The sequence below is a fragment of the Streptomyces sp. NPDC020490 genome, assembly GCF_044335305.1.
Lineage (GTDB): Bacteria > Actinomycetota > Actinomycetes > Streptomycetales > Streptomycetaceae > Streptomyces.
Genome location: NZ_JBIRUY010000028.1, coordinates 79,445 through 95,248, shown reverse-complemented (window position 1 = coordinate 95,248; position 15,804 = coordinate 79,445). Strand labels below are relative to the sequence as shown.

Here is a 15,804-nt window from a genome sequence, read left to right as displayed (position 1 = left end):
GTCGACCGTCATGATCGGACTGTCGGAGATCGAAGCCACGGCCGAGCGGATCGCCGGGCACGTGGTCCGCACGCCCACGCTGCCGAGCCCGGGCCTCACCGCCCTGTTCGGCGCCCCGGTCACCGTCAAGCTCGAAGTCCTCCAGCGCACCGGCTCGTTCAAGGCGCGCGGCGCGGCGGCGAAGCTGCTGGCGCTGAACGAGGCCGAGCGCGCGGCGGGCGTGGTGGCGGTCAGCGGCGGCAACCACGGGATCGCCCTCGCCGTCATGGCGGCCGCCCTGCACGTCGAGGCGACGGTGGTCATGCCGCGCTCCGCGCCCGCGCGCAGCGTCGGGATCGTCCGGGAGGCCGGGGCGTCGGTGCGCCTGACCGACGGCATGGACGAGGCCTTCGAGCTGGCCCACCGCCTGCGGGACGAGGGCCTGACCCTGATCCACCCGTTCGACGACCCGGTCCTGATCGCCGGGCAGGGCACCGTCGGGCTGGAGCTGGCCGCGGACGCCGGCGACCTCACCGACGTGCTCGTCAGCGTCGGGGGCGGCGCGCTGATCTCAGGCGTGGCGGCGGCGCTGCGTGCCCGCCGGCCCGGTGTGCGGATCTGGGGCGTGGAGACCGAGGGCGCCGAGGCCATGTCGCGGGCGCTGGCGGCGGGCGGGCCGGTACCGGTCGCCCTGTCCTCCATCGTGTCCACGCTCAGCGCGCCGTCCGTGTCGCGGCTGACGTACGACCATGTCTCGGCGCTGGTCGACGAGGTGCTGGTGGTGCCGGACCGGGAGGCGGTGCGGGGCACGCTCGACTTCGCCGAGCACGCCAAGGTGTGGGCCGAGCCCGCCGCCGGCTGCCTCCTGCCGGCGGCCCGGCGGGTCCTCGAACGGGTCGGCGACGGGGCGCGGCTCGCCCTGGTGGTGTGCGGCGGGAACGCCACGACCGGTGACGTGGCGGCCTGGGCGGAGCGTTTCGGCCTGCGCTGAATTCACGGCACCGCCCTGCTGAATTCTCGTCAATAACCGCCGGCTTCGAGACAAACGCCGGTCGGATTGTGACTGAATTTCAGAAAACACCGCTTGATCGCGGCTTCTTTGAACGCTGCCCGTGGCGCCCCGCGTACCTCTGGGGGAAAGGTGAGCCAGGGGTTCGGCGAGGGATGACCATGGTCAAGGCGCATGTCTTCACACACGAGTTGGTTGCCGAAAGATACCAACTCGTCGATATCGTCCATCGCGAGACGAACAGAATCTGCTGGTACGCCAAGGACGTCGGCACCCAGCGACCCTGTCTGCTCACCCAGATCGTCCTGCCGACGGATCCCGACGGCGAAGCCGGGCCCCGGGCCGCCGCCCGCGTCGTCAGCATGTCCGAGACCATGGGGCGGCTGTGCCCGGGCCGGGTCGCCACGGTCGTCGACGCGGTGGCGGAGCACGGCGTGCTGTGGACGGTCGCCGAGTGGGTCGACGGCACCCCCCTCGGCGAACTCCTCCGGGAAGGCGCCTTCGACCAGGCACGGGCGGCGCGCATCGCGTGGGAGCTGCTCGACGTCCTCGAGGCCGCGCACGGCCAGGGCATCACGCACGGAGAACTCAGCCCCGGCCAGGTGTTCGTGCCCGACCGGGGGCCGGTCGTGGTCGCCGGCTTCGGGCTGGCCGGCGCGACCCTCGGCCCGCGGCTGACCGCACCGTCGTACGCGTCCCCCGAGCAGGCCCGCGACGAGCGGATCGGACCGGCGGCGGACCTGTGGGCCCTCGGAGCCATGCTCTACGCGATGCTGGAGGGGCGTCCGCCGTTCCGGGACCGCGGCCGCCCGGAGTCCACGCTGCGCGCCGTGGACCGGCTCCCGCTGCGCACACCGGTGCGGTCGGGGCAGCTCACCCGGACCGTGCAGGGGCTGCTGCGCAAGGACTCCCACGAGCGCATCACCCGCACCGCGCTCCGGCAGGCCCTCAGCCCCATCCTCACCGAGGACCCCGGGGAGGCCCCGCCGGCGTCGGCCCGGCACCGGCTGCGCGCCGTGTTCACCGCCGCCGCGCAGGCCGCCCCGGGCTGGAGCGGGCGCGCCATGACGGCCGGCACCGCCCTGGCCGTCGTCACCGTCGTGGTCGCCGTCCTCGCCGCGACCCGGCAGCTGCCCGGCCTCGACAACACCGGCACGGGCGCGTCACCCCACCGGTCCGCCCCCGCGACCGCCACCGCCACCGCGCCCCAGACCGGACCCGGCAGGCGCGCCGAGGGCCACGCCTCCACCCCCGTTCCCTCCGCCGCGTCCACCCGGCCCCCCTCCGCGTCCGCGTCGCCCCCGGTGTCGCCCTCGGCGTCCGCGTCCACGTCGGCGTCGGCTTCCAAGTCGACGCCGGCCACCGCCCTCCCGCCCGGCTTCCACCGGTACACCGCCCCCGAGGGCTTCTCCGTCGCCCTCCCGGACGGCTGGACACGGCTGCGGACCGACCGCCAGTCCGGCGTGGCCTACCGCGTCACCTTCGGCGCGCACGGCGACCCGCGCACCCTCGCGGTCACCTACAGCACGCGGGTGGGCCCGGACCCCGTCGCCGTGTGGCGCGACGACGTGGAGCCCGAACTGGAGCGCTACCCCGGCTACCGGCGGATCGGCGACATCCGGGCGACGGCCTACCAGGGCCGCAGCGCCGCCGACATGGAGTGGCTGTCCAAGGTGCACGGGACGCAGGTGCGCACCTTCGGCCGGGGCGTCGTGCTCGGCGGCGGGCGCGGCTTCTCGCTGCGCTGGACGACGCCGGCCGCCGACTGGGACGACTCCGCCGGCCGGCAGGCGCTCGCGACCGTCCTGCGGACCTTCCGGATGCCGTCAGCCTGAGTACCGGGGCGCGCGCATCGCCCGCAGCCCCGGGGCGTGCAGCGGCGGCGTGCGCCAGCTCGCCGTGAACGTCCCGTCCGGCAGCGAGCACGTCACCGTCAGCCGGTGCGGCGTCTCCAGGAACACGATGTCCACGGCGAGGGCGCCGGCGTCCGCCCATCCCCCGCTGACCGCGGCCGGCAGCGGCTCGTCGGCCTCCCTCCAGCCGGTCCGCCCGATCCGGAAGGGGAGCCGGTGGCCGTCCTCGGTGAGCGTCAGCGTCCAGCCGTCCGCGTCCGCGGTCACCCCGGCCTCGGTCAGCTTCGGCAGCCCCGCGCACCGGCCGCCCCGCGGGGTGAACACGGCGCCGGACCACTCCGGCGCCCGGTCCGGCGGGGCGGGCCGGCCCTCGGCGGGCGGCAGGGCCAGCCGCGCGAGCCGTTCCCGCAGCGCGGCGTCCTCGTCCGTCCGGCCCGGCAGCGGTCCGGGGCGGAAGGCCGGCAGCAGATGCGTCCATACCAGGTCCAGGAGTCGCTGCATCTCCACCGTCGCCGCCGTGGTCGCGACCACGGCGTCCTGTTCGGGCAGCACCAGGCAGAACTGGCCGTACGCCCCGTCGCCGCGGTAGCCGTGCCGGGAGCGCCAGAACTGCAGGCCGTAGCCCAGCTGCCAGTCCGACAGTGCCCCCTCGGGCGTGCCGTCGGCGGTGTCGATGTGCGCGCGCGACGCCTCGGCCGCCCATCCCCCGGGCAGCAGCCGCCGGCCCTCCCACACGCCGTCGCGCAGATACAGCTCGCCGAGCCGGGCGATCGCGTCGGTGGTGGCGTGCAGCCCGCTGAAACCCAGTTCGCGGCCGGCCCGGTCGCGCAGCCAGGCGATCTCCCCGATCCCGAGCGGGTCGAGCAGCCGGGGCCGCAGGTAGGCGCTCAGCGGCTGACCGGTGACGCGCTGGACGATCGCGGCGAGGGTGTAGGTGGTGGGCTGGTTGTAGGCGAAGACGGTGCCCGGATCGCCGTCCGGGGGGATCCGGAGGAAGCCGCGTACGAGTTCCTCGCGGTCCGCGGCGCGCGCCCGTTCGAGCGTCTCGGTCCGGTGGCCGCTGGCCATGGACGCCACGTGCCGCACCAGCATCGCCCGGCTGCGCGGGTCGGTGACGTCGGCCGCGAACTCCGGGAAGTAGGAGATCACCGGGGCGTCGAGGTCCAGTAGTCCCTCGGCGGCGGCGAGCCCGGCGGCCGTCGCGGTGAAGCTCTTGCTGAGCGAGTACAGCAGGTGCGGGCGCGCGGCCGTGTACGGCGCCCACCAGCCGGACGCCACGAGACGGCCGTGCCTGACGACCATCACACTGTGCGGCTCGATGTCCGGGGCGGCTTCGACGGCGTCGAGGAACGCGTGGACGCCGGACGCGTCGACGCCTTGGGCGGAGGGGCTGCCGAGCGGCAGCGGGCGAGCGCTCATGACGGCATCCTGCCCCGCGGGCCCGCCCGTGACCGCGCTGTCGGGGCTGCCGGGCCGTCGCTTCCGGCCGCCCGCGCGGGGGACCCGGCGCCCATGGTGCGGATCGGATAGACGATGTTGACGGAGCAGGCAGGCCCCCGTGAGCTCGTCGACCATGTGGTGCGGGCCCAGTTCCGCTGGTCCGGCAGCGGCTGGAAGGTCGACTCCGAGCTGCCGCACCCGGATTCGTTCGAGGCGGCCACGCAGTTGGTGACGCCCGACGACGTCGCCGCCGCGATCCTGTGCGGTGCAGACCCGGAGGCCGTCGTCGAGGCGGGGCGGCCGTTCGCCGTCGCCGGGTTCGACGAGATCGCGCTGGTGCAGATCGGCGGGGAGAGCCGGCCGGAGTTCGTCGACCGGGCGTCGAAGACGCTGCTGCCCGCGCTGCGCGACGCTCGGCTGACGACGCGCTCTTACCGACGTCGCGGGGACACAGGTTCGCAGGGGGCATCGACGCAGGCGCGCTGAGTAGCCGTACTCATGCCTCGCCGTCACGCGCGCGGCCACGATGGGGGCTCGACGAGGAGGAGCCCCCCATGACCACCATGACCGCCGCACGTCCCGCCCCGCCCCGGCGGCGGCTGCCCGCGCTGCTCGCCGCCGCCGTCGTCGCGGGACTGGCCGTCTCGGCCTGGGCCCCGCACGACCGCACCACCTGGTTCCTGGAGACGGTGTGGGTGCTGATCGGGCTGCCGCTGGCGGTGCTGACCCGGCGGCGCTTCCCGTTGACGGACCTGCTGTGCTGCCTGCTGGCCGCGCACGCCCTCGTCCTGGCGGTGGGCGGGCACTACACCTACGCCCAGGTGCCCGTCGGCGACTGGGTGCGGGACACCTTCGGGCTGGACCGCAATCCCTACGACCGCTTCGGGCACCTCATGCAGGGCTTCGTGCCGGCGGTGCTGGTGCGGGAGCTGCTCAGCCGCACCTCGCCGCTGCGCGGCAGCCGCTGGCTGGCTCCGCTGACCGTGTGCGCCTGCCTCGCCTTCAGCGCCGTGTTCGAGATGCTGGAGTGGCTGGCCGCCGTGGTCGGCGGCCAGGCGGCGGACGCGTTCCTCGCCACGCAGGGCGATGTGTGGGACACCCAGTGGGACATGTTCTGCGCGCTGGTCGGCGCGACCCTGTCGGTGCTGCTGCTCGGCCGCCTGCACGACCGGCAGCTGGCGGCGCCGGGCCTCACCTCGTCGTATGGCGGTGCCGGGTCCACAGCGGCACCGCGAACCAGCACAGCAGGTACCACGCGACGACGCCGGTGACGATCCAGGACACGGCCCCGTTGTGGGTCGCCACCCGCAGGATGAGCACGAGCGAGCTGGTCATGGTGGCCAGCAGCAGCACCAGGCCGGCGAAGGTCATCCGGGAGGCCCACTCCACCGCCTGCGGTTTGATCTGCCGGCCGGACACCAGACGGTGCAGCGACACCGGCCCGATCAGCGCCCCGGTGGTGGCGGCGCCGAGGACGACGGTGACGATGTAGATGGTCTTGTCGGTCTGTTCCAGCTGACCGTACTTCGGCGTGAACACGACGGTCAGCAGGAAACCGAACAGGATCTGCACCCCGGTCTGGGCGACCCTGACCTCCTGGATGAGCTCGGTCCACTTCCGGTCGGCCCGCTCCTCCTCGGTCTCGTGCCGTCCCCATTCGTTCACCGGGTCCGCGCCGTGCTCGCTGTCCGCCAATGTTCCTCCCGGCTCTCCCGGCCGATGTCGCCTCTCCGGGCCGTGTTCCCGGTTCGGCCGGGTTGACCGGTGCGGACGGCGGGCTGTTTGGCCGGTCACCGGACGGTCACACGAAGCGCATGGCTCACGACGACCAGCCGAGGAGTGCGTCGACCATGTCCGCCACCGAGCTCACCCTCACCCTCAGCGGCGGCAGCGCCGCCGACGCGCGGGCCGTGGTGCGGGCCCTGGAACCCGCCTTCGGTTCGGCGCGGGAACTGCCCGCCGACGAACGGGCCACGATCCACACGGCGACATTCGAACACGATGCCGCCGGCCCGTCGCGGGACGGCGGCGCGGGCGGCGCCGCCGGTCGTCTGTCCGGGGCGGTGACGGTGACCGTGCAGGGCGCCCCCGAGGCGGTGGCGAAGGCGCGCGAGAGGCTGAACCACGCCTTCACCGCGCAGGACCAGGGGTCGGTCTCCGGCGACCAGGAGCAGGAGTGGCAGCTGCTCCTGGAGCCGTGAGCGTGCCCGAGCCGGGAGCGTGTCCGCGCCGGGAGCCTGCCCGAGCCGGGAGCCTGCCCGAGCCGGGAGCCTGCCCGAGCCGGGAGCCTGCCCGCGCGGTCCTACCAGCGGTGCTCGACCTGGTCCTTGATGCGGCGGTCGTAGAGGTCGCGGATCGCGTCGAGGGTCTCGGCGCCGAGTTCGGGCAGGGCTGCGGCGGCCGCGTTGGCGCGGGCCTGCTCCGGTGAGCGGGCGCCGGGGATCACGGTGGTCACGCCGGGCTGCTGGACGATCCAGCGCAGGGCGAGCTGGGCCGGGGTGTATCCCTCGGGCGCGAGGGCGGCGAACTCGGCGGCCGCCTCGACGCCGGTGTCGTAGTCGACGCCGGAGAACGTCTCGCCGACGTCGAAGGCCTCGCCGTGACGGTTGTAGGTGCGGTGGTCGTCCGCGGCGAAGACGGTGTCCTTGGTGTACTTGCCCGACAGCAGGCCGGAGGCCAGCGGCACGCGCGCGATGATGCCGACGCCCGCCTCCCGCGCCGCGGGCAGCACCTCGCGCAGCGGCTTCATACGGAACGGGTTGAGGATGATCTGCACGCTCGCCACGTTCGGCCGGGCGATCGCGGTCAGCGCCTCCGCGCAGGTCTCCACGCTGACGCCGTAGGCGGCGACGCGCTCCTCCTCGACCAGGGTGTCGAGGGCGTCGAAGACCTCGTCGGTGGAGTAGACGGGGGTGGGCGGGCAGTGCAGCTGTACGAGGTCGATACGGTCGACGCCGAGGTTGCGCCGGGAACGGTCGTTCCAGGCGCGGAAGTTGTCCAGTACGTAGTTCTGCGGGATCTGCTCGACGCGGCGGCCCATCTTGGTGGCCACCAGCACGCGCGGGTCCGGCCTGCCGCGCAGGAAGGCGGCGATGGTCTGCTCGCTGCGCCCGTCGCCGTACACGTCGGCGGTGTCGAAGAAGGTCACCCCCGACTCGGCCGCCGCCTCCAGCACCGCGTGGGCGTCCTTGTCGTCGACCTCGCCCCAGTCGGCGCCCAGCTGCCATGTCCCGAGCCCGACGACGGACGCGTGCCGGCCGGACCTGTCGAATGCGCGCTCTTCCATGCCGCCAGTCTGTCATCCGCCCCACCCGCCCCCGGAACCGGCCGCTCGGGTTCCGCCGCGTCCGAGCGCCCGCGGCGGCCCGCGGGGGCGTTCACGGCCCGGACGGCCGGGTTCCCGCGCCGGGCGTGAGGTGGGCCTGGAGGGCGGGCGCGTAGCGGTCCACGACGTCGTCCACCGGCGCCCCGCGCAGGTGGGCGCCGCGGGCGATGCCGTACATCACGCCCAGGCCGAGGAGCATGCCGACGGCGAGTTCCGCGCGCAGGCCCGCGTCGGGTCCGGTGAGGCGGGCGGCGAGACGTTCGGTGACCTGGGTGCGGAAGTTGGCGCGCAGGATGTCGCCCTGTTCGCCGTGCAGCGGGGCGAACACGATCCGCAGCAGCGGGTCGGCGCCCTGCCGGGACTGGCTCACCAGGACGTGCCGGACCATGTGCCGGCCGAGCGCGTCCAGCGGCGCGTCGAGCAGGGCGTCGGCGTCCGTCTCGAAGGACATCACCCGGGCGAACAGGGCGTCCTTGCTGCCGAAGTACTTCAGGACCAGCGGCGGGCTGACACCGGCCCGTTCGGCCACGGCCTTGAGGGTGATGTCGGCGTGGGCGTGCCGGGCCAGCAGGTGTCGGGCGGCCCTGAGGATGGCCGCCTTGGTCGCCTCGGCGTCCCGGCGGGCGGGTGCGGGCGAGGGAGGTGGAGTGCTCACGGCGCTCATGTTCCCTCCAGCGCCTCGTCGCGGGTGTCCCGGACCCCGCCGCGGGCCCGGCGGGTGTCCTCGGGCCCGCCGTCGCGGGGGATGGACAGGGCCGCGGCGCACGCCGCCAGCGCGACGGCGCCGGCGATCGCGAAGGCGATCAGGTACCCGTGCAGGGTCGGTACGCGGGCACCGCCGACCGGGCTGGTGTGGTGCACCAGCACCGCGGCGACCGCGGCGCTGGAGGTGGCCTGGCCGATGGTGCGCATCAGCACGTTGACGCCGTTGGCGGAGGCGGTCTGCCCGGCCGGGACGGCGCGCAGGATCAGGGTGGGCAGGGCGGAGTAGGCGAGGGTGGTGCCGGTCGCCACCACGGTCGCCCCCAGGATGATCATCCACAGGTCACGGCTGTCGGCGATCCGTACGGCGTAGCCGCAGGCGATGACCGCCGCGCCGAGGGCGAGCGTGACGCGCGGGCCGCGGACCGCGGAGATCCGGGCCGACAGCGGCGAGAACAGGAGCATGGTGACCCCGCCCGGCAGCAGGCACAGGCCGGTGGCCACGATCGACAGGCCGAGCCCGTACCCGGTGGCCTTCGGCGCCTGCACCAGCTGGGCCGTCACCAGGGAGTTGGCGTAGAACGCGAACCCGGTGAGCAGGGCCGCCACGTGCGACAGGCCCACCCGCGGCCGGGTGACCAGCCGCAGGTCCACCAGCGGCCGTTCGGTGCGCAGCTGCTGCACCCACCACAGCGCCAGGACGGCGGCGGCGACGGCGAACAGGCCGAGCACCCGTGCGCTGCTCCAGCCCCACTGCCCGCCCTGGGACACCCCCAGCAGCAGGCACACCAGTCCGGCCGCCAGCCCCAGCGCGCCCAGTACGTCGAACCGGCCGGGCCGGCGCACCGGGGATTCGCGGACCGCCCACCACACGGCCGTCACGCCCAGCGCGCCGAGGGCGGCGGTCAGCCAGAACATGGTGTGCCAGTCGGCGTACTGCACCACCAGCGCGGCCAGCGGCAGGCCCAGGGCGGCGCCGATGCCGACGGTGGAGCTCATCAGCGCCACCGCGGAGCCGCGTCGTTCGGGCGGCAGTTCGTCGCGCAGGATGCTGATCGACAGCGGCACCACGGAGGCGGCGGCGCCCTGCAGGGCGCGGGCCGTGATGAGCACGGCGATGTCGGAGGACAGGGCGCACATCACCGCGCCGACCGTCATCAGCGTCAGCGCCGCCATCAGCACCCGGCGCTTGCCGTACATGTCCCCCGCCCGGCCGAGCACCGGCGTGAGGACGGCGCCCGACAGGAGCGTGGCGGTGACCGTCCAGGAGACCGCGCCCGCCGACGCCCCGGTCAGCCGCGGCAGGTCGGGCAGCAGCGGGACGACCACGGTCTGCATGACCGCCATGAGGATGCCGCCGAATGCCAGCGCGGGGATGGTGAACCGCTTCCGCAGGCCGTCCGGGCGCGGTATCGGGGCGGGCTGCTCCATGAGGACTCCAGCGGGCGGAAAACGAGAAACAGGTGAATGACCATTCACCATAGCGGGTGAATGGCCATTCACCCAGCCCTATCCGCGGGAGGCCAGCGTCCGCGCGTGCACGGTGCGCGCGATCCTCGGGCCCAGCCAGCGCTTGAGGCGGCGCAGCGCCTCCGACTGACCGACGGCGTGGTCGATCCGGTAGTACAGCTGCGGCGGGACGTACGGCAGCAGCGGCGAGTGGCGCTGGCCGAGCAGCGCGAACATCCGCTCCGGGGGCAGGTGGATGTAGCGCTGCAGGTTCTCGTACCACTGGGCGCTGTAGCGGGCCGCGCTCTGCACGGGCAGGAGTGCCTTCTTGCGTTCACGCTCGTAGCGGTCGAGGGCGTACGGCAGCGGGGCGGGCTCGCGCAGTGCGCCGGCCAGCGCGATGGCGTCCTCCAGGGCGAGGGTGGTGCCGGCGCCGATGGAGTAGTGCGTGGTGTGCGCGGCGTCGCCGACGAGCACGAGGTTGCCGCGGTGCCAGGTGCGGTTGGTGAGGGTGCGGAAGGTGAGCCACTGGGCGTCGGAGCCGGCCCCGGCGGAGGTGCGGCCGATGAGCGGGTGGCCGTCCAGGATGCCGGCGAACAGCTTCTCCAGCAGCGCCAGCCGCTCCGCCTCGCTCCCCTGGTCGAGACCGAGTCCGGTGCGGGTCTCGGGCGCGCACTCGATGACGCAGGTGCTGCGGTCGGCGCCGTAGGGGTATCCGTAGCACCAGATCCAGCCGTGGCCGGTCTCCACGAAGGCGAAGGTGAAGGAGTCGAAGACCTTGGTGGTGCCGAGCCAGATGTAGGTGTTGCGCCCGTTCTTGATCCGCGTGCCGAAGTATCCGGCGTGCCGGGTGCGCAGGGCGCTGCCGACGCCGTCGCCCGCGACGACGAGGTCGGCGTCCGGCAGGTCGCCCGGGGTGATCTCGCGCTCGAACTCCAGGCGCACGCCGAGGGAGCGGGCCCGGTCGGCGAGGATCTCCAGGAAACGGTGGCGGCCGATGCCGTGGCCCTCGTCGCCGGGGCGGCGGGTCGTCAGGTCGCCCACGTGGGCGACCCCTTGGTTCCAGCGGACTGAGTTCTCGCGCACGGCGCGCGCCGACTCGGGGTCGTGTTCGTGGAGCCGGTCGAGCAGTTCCCGCCAGTAGGTCACGCCCCAGCCGTAGGTCGAACCCTCCGGATCGCGTTCGTGGACGGTGATGTCGTGGGACGGGTCCTGCCGCTTCAGCAGGATCGAGAGATACAGGCCCGCGGGCCCGCCTCCGACACAGGCGACCTTCACGCACACCCCTTAAAACTACCCAAAACGGACAATTGACGACGCAGGGTAGCAGGGTGGGCCTGGCTACTCGGGGGTTCACCCCGCAGGCCGCGGGCGCCTGCGGGGACGACCGACTGGACGGAGCAAGGCCGGGACCGGCCGCGGCGCGAGCGCGGGACGCCCTGCGCGCACCGCCCGAATCACATGGCAGGCGGGGACGTACGAGCCCTCACGCGTACGCGCGCGGCGAATTGGTCACCGTGGCGCGTCACGGCCTCCCCCGGCGATCTCCCAGGCGAAGCCGGCGATTCCGGCCTGGAGCCGTGACTCCACACCTAATTTGGACAGTATCTGGGCGACATGGGCCTTGGTCGTGCGTTCGGTAATGCCGAGCCGGGTCGCGATGCTCCTGTTCGACGCCCCTTTCCCCAGGAGCCGGAAGACATCGAGTTCACGCTCGGACAACAGCGGCACGCGGGCCATTGCGTCCCGGACGCCGTCGTCCCGGACATCGTCGTGGAGCAGGGTCAGCCGTGGCTCGGTGACGAGGGACTGCTGATCGTCGGCCAGGCGGGCACGGGGTCTCGGACTCTCCGTCTTCGTGATGTTCATGCCGGTCTGTCAGCGCTCCTTGGGCGTGTGTCCGTGGGGGTGCCGCGGATGCGGCGTCGACGTGTGCCACGATCCGGTCCACGGTGGTGCGCGCGGAGACTGCTGTGAAACCCCTTCGACGGCCGGCGCGAACCGACCGGATCGAACGCCGCTCAGGATCGCCCCGGGCAGTCGGCGAAATCGTCCTGCACGCATCTCAGCAGATCCTTTACGGACATCCGAGGGAGAGTGTTCCGAGAATGGAGCAGCCATCCTGAACTACTACGCACTACGGGTACGAGGCGCACACGGGCTGGACAATTTCCGCGTTGTTGTCCACTTCTCACAGAGGCTACTCGACCGCTTTCGGAGCGAACAACAGTGCGTCCACACTGCGAGAAGGCCGGGCGACGAGAATGCGTCAAACTCGGCGCGCAGGTTTGTTCCGCTCTTTCGAATGGGTCGGCTCAAAGGGAACGCCCGCCGGGGAACCCGGCGGGCGTGAGGGTGGGCGTCGTGGAGGATTCGGTCAGGTCAGGTCGGGTCAGGGAATTCCAGCCAGTCGCAGCAGCGCGGCGGTGCCCGCCGCCGTCAGCACGACGACGAGGAACGGCGCCTTGCGCAGGGCGAGCACGCCGCCCACCAGGACCCCGATCGGCCGCGCGGCACCGGCGAAGGCATGCCCCTCGGTCAGCGCCGAAGTGGCCGTCAGCGCGGCGAGCAGGACCACCGCCGAGACCTCCAGCACCTTTTCGGCCCGCTTCGGGAAGGTGACCTTGGCGCGCAGGGCCGGGCCCGACAGGCGCAGCAGGAAGGTTCCGGCGGCCAGGCCCAGCATCGCCGCCAGCGTCGGCAGCACCGGGATGGACCCGCTCATCGCACGGCTCCTTCCCGGGACCTGGCGGTGCACAGCGGCAGCGCGGCCAGGGCGATCAGCACCGGCAGTCCGACCGGTACGAACGCGGTGACGGCCAGCGCCAGCGCGGCACCGGCCAGCGCGGTCCGCCGCACCGCCCGCTCCTTCATCGCGGGCAGGATCAGCGCCAGGATGACCGCGGGGAACATGGCGTCCAGGCCCAGCGCCCCGGTGTCCCTGACGACCGTGCCGAGCAACGCCCCCAGCGCCGCGCCGGCGGGCCAGCAGACGAGAATGCCCAGGCCACAGGCCCAGTACGCGGCCCGCTTGCGGTGCATTCCCTCCTGGGAGAGGGCGAAGACGACCGTCTCGTCGTTCATCAGATGGGTGCCGAGCAGTCCGCGCCAGCCGCGCCCGAGCACGTCGGGCACCGCGAGCCCGAAGGGCAGGTGCCGGGCGTTGACCAGGAGCCCGGCGAGCAGCGCGGCGATCGGACTGCCGCCGGCGGCCACGATCCCGATGAACAGGAACTCGGAGGACGCGGCCAGGACGAGCGCCCCCATCAGCACCGGGAACCACCAGGCGAATCCGGACGTGGTCGCGACGGCGCCGTAGGAGACGCCGATGACCCCGACGGCCAGGCAGACCAGCGCGATGTCGCGCAGCGGCCCGGAGCCGAGGGTTTTCCATAACGAACGCATGGCTTTTATACTGAACACACCTGAACATGTTCGTCAAGGCGAACGACTGGCCACTGGAGCGAACGCCATGCCCGACGCCGATCCCGCGCTCAAGCCCCCGCTCGACGTGATCGCAGCATCGCTGCGCGCGGAACGCTCCCGGACGCAGCTGTCGCTGACGGAGGTGGCCCGCCGGGCCGGAATCGCCAAGTCCACCCTGTCCCAGCTCGAGTCCGGCACCGGAAACCCCAGCCTGGAGACGCTGTGGGCACTCTGCGTGGTGCTGGAGATCCCCTTCTCCCGGCTCCTGGCCATGCCCCGTCCGCACGTGCAGGTGATCCGCGCCGGGGAGGGGCCGGCCGTCGGAGCCGCCGAGAGCCACTACCGGGCCACCCTCCTCGCCTCCTGCCCGCCCGGGGCCCGGCGCGACGTCTACAGCATCGACGCCGAGCCCGGCCCGCAGCGCTCCTCCGCCCCGCACCTGCCCGGCGTGGTGGAGCACGTCGTGATCAGCGCGGGCCGGGCCCTGGTGGGGACCGCCGAGGAGCCGGTGGAACTGCACCCGGGCGACTACATCTGCTATCCGGCCGACGTTCCCCACGTCTTCCAGGCGCTGGAGCCCGGCACCCGCGCCGTGCTCGTCTCGGAGCACCGCTGAGCGCGGAGCCCGCGCGCACGCGATGTGTGCCGTCTCCGAGCACCGGCCCCGCGCGCACGCGACGTGCCTCGTCTCCGCGCACCACCGAGCACCGGCCCCGCGCGCAAGCGGTGCGCCCGGCTCCGGCCCGCCGCCTCAGTGACCCATGCCCAGCCCGCCGTCCACCGGCAGGACGGCTCCGGTGATGTAGGCGGCGTCCTCGGACGCGAGGAACCGCACCGCCGCCGCCACCTCGTCCGCCTGCGCGCCGCGCCCCAGCGGCACCCTGCCCAGCATGGCCGAGCGCTGCCGGTCGTGGAGCGCGGCGGTCATGTCCGTCTCCACGAACCCCGGCGCCACCACGTTGCAGGTGATCCCCCGCGGACCGAGTTCGCGGGCCACGGACCGGGCGAAGCCGACCAGGCCCGCCTTCGAGGCGGCGTAGTTGGCCTGCCCGGCCGCGCCGAGCAGGCCGACCGTCGAGGAGATCACCACGATCCGCCCCCACCGCGCGTCGACCATCTCCTCGACGGCCCGCTTGACCACCCGGAAGACGCCCGTCAGGTTCGTGTCCAGCACGTCCGTGAAGTCCTTCTCCGCCATCCGCAGCACCAGCCGGTCGCGGGTGATGCCGGCGTTCGCCACCAGCACCTGCACCGGGCCGTGCACCGCCTCCACCTCCTTGTACGCCCGCTCCACCTGCTCGGCGTCGGTGACGTCGCAGGTGACGGCCAGACAGCCGAGGCGGGCCGCCGTCCGGGGCGGCTCGCCCGACCGGAGGGTCAGCGCGACCCTGTCACCCGCCTGCGCGAAGGCACGGGCGACGGCCAGGCCGATCCCCCGGTTGCCCCCCGTCACAAGGACCGAACGACTCATGATTCCCCCACACCCCTCACTGTGTGACCCGGACCGGCCGGCCCGTCCGTCAGGCGATCTTGTGGACCCAGTTGAACGGGTCCGGTCTCGTCCCGGCCTGAATCCCCGTCAGCTCGTCGCGCAGCCGCGCGGTCACCGGACCGGGCTCCCCGCCCCCGATCGTCCAGTCGCCGTCCGCGCTCCTGACGAACCCCACCGGCGTGATCATCGACGAGGTGCCGCAGGAGAACACCTCGGTCAGCGCGCCCGACTCCGCGTCGGCCCGCCACTGCTCCACGCTGATCCGCCCCTCCTCGGCCGGGAAGCCGAGTTCGGCCGCCAGCGCCAGCACCGAGTCCCGGGTGACGCCCGCCAGCAGCGTCCCCGACAGCTCCGGCGTGACCAGCCGGTTGCCACGGACGAAGAACAGATTGCTGGTGCCCATCTCGTCCACCCAGCGGCGTTCCACGGCGTCCAGCCACACCACCTGGTCGCAGCCCTTCTCCCGGGCCTGTTCCTGAGCCACCAAGGTGCCCGCGTAATTGCCGCCGCACTTGGCCTCGCCGGTGCCCCCGGGAGCCGCCCGGGTGTAGTCCCGCGACAGCCACACCGTCAGCGGCTTGGCATCGGCCCGGAAGTAGGACGCCGCGGGCGAGGCGATCACCATGAACCGGAAGGCGGCGGACGGCCCGTAGAAACCGATCGTGTGCTGCGTGGCGATCATGAAAGGACGCAGGTAGAGGCTGTGTCCGGGCCGGTCCGGGACCCAGTCCCGGTCGGCGCCGACCAGCAGTTCCAGCGCCTCCACGAACGTCTCCTCGGGGAGTTGCGGCATCGCCATCCGCGCGCAGGAGCGGTTGAAGCGGGCCGCGTTGGCGTACGGGCGGAACGTCACCACCGTGCCGTCGGGGCGCCGGTAGGCCTTCATGCCCTCGAACACCTCTTGGCCGTAGTGGAAGACCTGGGCCGACGGATCCAGCGTCAGCGGCCCGTACGGATGCAGTCGGGCGTCGTGCCAGCCACGCTCCCGGTCCCAGTCGATGCTGATCATGTGGTCGGTGAACACCTCGCCGAAGGCGGGCGCCTCCAGCAGCGCCGCCCGCTGCGCGGCGGGCAGGCGGACGGCCGGTTCGGTGGTGAACGCAAGGGTCATGGATACGCTCCGGAACAG

16 protein-coding genes and 1 pseudogene are annotated in these 15,804 nt (G+C 73.3%); 6 read left to right on the top strand and 11 right to left on the bottom strand.

The genetic code is table 11. The features are described from left to right. Window positions 1-10 precede the first annotated feature (10 nt). Both ACH4ZX_RS26895 and ACH4ZX_RS26890 read left to right on the top strand, forming a co-directional pair. The gene (locus tag ACH4ZX_RS26895; RefSeq protein WP_398277753.1) at window positions 11-970 is read left to right on the top strand and encodes a threonine/serine dehydratase; all 960 of its coding nucleotides are present in this window, start codon (window positions 11-13) and stop codon (window positions 968-970) included. A 173-nt stretch (window positions 971-1,143) separates the two neighbouring features. Further along, window positions 1,144-2,823, top strand: a complete 1,680-nt coding sequence (locus tag ACH4ZX_RS26890; protein WP_398277750.1) for a serine/threonine protein kinase — start codon at window positions 1,144-1,146, stop codon at window positions 2,821-2,823. Here the strand turns inward: ACH4ZX_RS26890 and ACH4ZX_RS26885 are convergent. Beyond that, window positions 2,815-4,260 carry a serine hydrolase domain-containing protein gene (locus ACH4ZX_RS26885; RefSeq protein ID WP_398277747.1) on the bottom strand — a complete coding sequence of 482 codons (1,446 nt, stop codon included), beginning with the start codon at window positions 4,258-4,260 and terminating at the stop codon, window positions 2,815-2,817. The genes ACH4ZX_RS26890 and ACH4ZX_RS26885 overlap by 9 nt on opposite strands. 165 nt (window positions 4,261-4,425) lie before the next feature. Here ACH4ZX_RS26885 and ACH4ZX_RS26880 point away from each other — a divergent pair. Together ACH4ZX_RS26880 and ACH4ZX_RS26875 are read left to right on the top strand one after the other, a co-directional pair. Then, window positions 4,426-4,767: pseudogene (locus ACH4ZX_RS26880) on the top strand (hypothetical protein); the annotation flags it as partial. Window positions 4,768-4,844: 77 nt separating this feature from the next. Beyond that, window positions 4,845-5,552: a DUF2238 domain-containing protein gene (locus ACH4ZX_RS26875; protein WP_398277869.1), complete on the top strand. Its 708-nt coding sequence runs from the start codon at window positions 4,845-4,847 to the stop codon at window positions 5,550-5,552. Here the strand turns inward: ACH4ZX_RS26875 and ACH4ZX_RS26870 are convergent. Beyond that, window positions 5,473-5,976: a DUF6328 family protein gene (locus ACH4ZX_RS26870; protein ID WP_398277744.1), complete on the bottom strand. Its 504-nt coding sequence runs from the start codon at window positions 5,974-5,976 to the stop codon at window positions 5,473-5,475. The two genes, ACH4ZX_RS26875 and ACH4ZX_RS26870, sit on opposite strands and share 80 nt — an antisense overlap. A gap of 155 nt (window positions 5,977-6,131) precedes the next feature. On the opposite strand from ACH4ZX_RS26870, the gene ACH4ZX_RS26865 reads away from it, so the two are divergent. Next, window positions 6,132-6,482, top strand: a complete 351-nt coding sequence (locus ACH4ZX_RS26865) for a hypothetical protein (RefSeq protein ID WP_398277741.1) — start codon at window positions 6,132-6,134, stop codon at window positions 6,480-6,482. A gap of 101 nt (window positions 6,483-6,583) precedes the next feature. Here ACH4ZX_RS26865 and ACH4ZX_RS26860 read toward each other — a convergent pair whose 3' ends face one another. From ACH4ZX_RS26860 to ACH4ZX_RS26830, 7 genes are all read right to left on the bottom strand, one after another. Further along, window positions 6,584-7,567: an aldo/keto reductase gene (locus tag ACH4ZX_RS26860; RefSeq protein ID WP_398277738.1), complete on the bottom strand. Its 984-nt coding sequence runs from the start codon at window positions 7,565-7,567 to the stop codon at window positions 6,584-6,586. A gap of 91 nt (window positions 7,568-7,658) precedes the next feature. Further along, window positions 7,659-8,270: a TetR family transcriptional regulator gene (locus tag ACH4ZX_RS26855; protein ID WP_398277735.1), complete on the bottom strand. Its 612-nt coding sequence runs from the start codon at window positions 8,268-8,270 to the stop codon at window positions 7,659-7,661. Next, window positions 8,267-9,739, bottom strand: coding sequence for an MFS transporter (locus ACH4ZX_RS26850; RefSeq protein ID WP_398277732.1), 1,473 nt, complete (start codon window positions 9,737-9,739; stop codon window positions 8,267-8,269). Before ACH4ZX_RS26850 ends, ACH4ZX_RS26855 begins: the two co-directional genes overlap by 4 nt. Before the next feature lie 78 nt (window positions 9,740-9,817). Continuing rightward, window positions 9,818-11,035, bottom strand: coding sequence for an FAD-dependent monooxygenase (locus ACH4ZX_RS26845; RefSeq protein ID WP_398277730.1), 1,218 nt, complete (start codon window positions 11,033-11,035; stop codon window positions 9,818-9,820). A gap of 234 nt (window positions 11,036-11,269) precedes the next feature. Further along, window positions 11,270-11,626: a LuxR C-terminal-related transcriptional regulator gene (locus ACH4ZX_RS26840; protein WP_398277727.1), complete on the bottom strand. Its 357-nt coding sequence runs from the start codon at window positions 11,624-11,626 to the stop codon at window positions 11,270-11,272. A gap of 523 nt (window positions 11,627-12,149) precedes the next feature. Then, window positions 12,150-12,482 (bottom strand): AzlD domain-containing protein, encoded by a 333-nt coding sequence (locus ACH4ZX_RS26835; RefSeq protein WP_398277724.1) that lies wholly within the window; start codon window positions 12,480-12,482, stop codon window positions 12,150-12,152. Continuing rightward, window positions 12,479-13,162: an AzlC family ABC transporter permease gene (locus tag ACH4ZX_RS26830; RefSeq protein WP_360748428.1), complete on the bottom strand. Its 684-nt coding sequence runs from the start codon at window positions 13,160-13,162 to the stop codon at window positions 12,479-12,481. Before ACH4ZX_RS26830 ends, ACH4ZX_RS26835 begins: the two co-directional genes overlap by 4 nt. Before the next feature lie 67 nt (window positions 13,163-13,229). On the opposite strand from ACH4ZX_RS26830, the gene ACH4ZX_RS26825 reads away from it, so the two are divergent. Then, window positions 13,230-13,799, top strand: coding sequence for a helix-turn-helix domain-containing protein (locus ACH4ZX_RS26825; RefSeq protein WP_398277720.1), 570 nt, complete (start codon window positions 13,230-13,232; stop codon window positions 13,797-13,799). Window positions 13,800-13,934: 135 nt separating this feature from the next. Here ACH4ZX_RS26825 and fabG read toward each other — a convergent pair whose 3' ends face one another. Both fabG and ACH4ZX_RS26815 read right to left on the bottom strand, forming a co-directional pair. After that, window positions 13,935-14,654 carry a 3-oxoacyl-[acyl-carrier-protein] reductase gene (fabG, locus tag ACH4ZX_RS26820; RefSeq protein ID WP_398277717.1) on the bottom strand — a complete coding sequence of 240 codons (720 nt, stop codon included), beginning with the start codon at window positions 14,652-14,654 and terminating at the stop codon, window positions 13,935-13,937. Window positions 14,655-14,703: 49 nt separating this feature from the next. Then, the gene (locus ACH4ZX_RS26815) at window positions 14,704-15,786 is read right to left on the bottom strand and encodes a branched-chain amino acid aminotransferase (protein ID WP_398277714.1); all 1,083 of its coding nucleotides are present in this window, start codon (window positions 15,784-15,786) and stop codon (window positions 14,704-14,706) included. Window positions 15,787-15,804 lie beyond the last annotated feature (18 nt).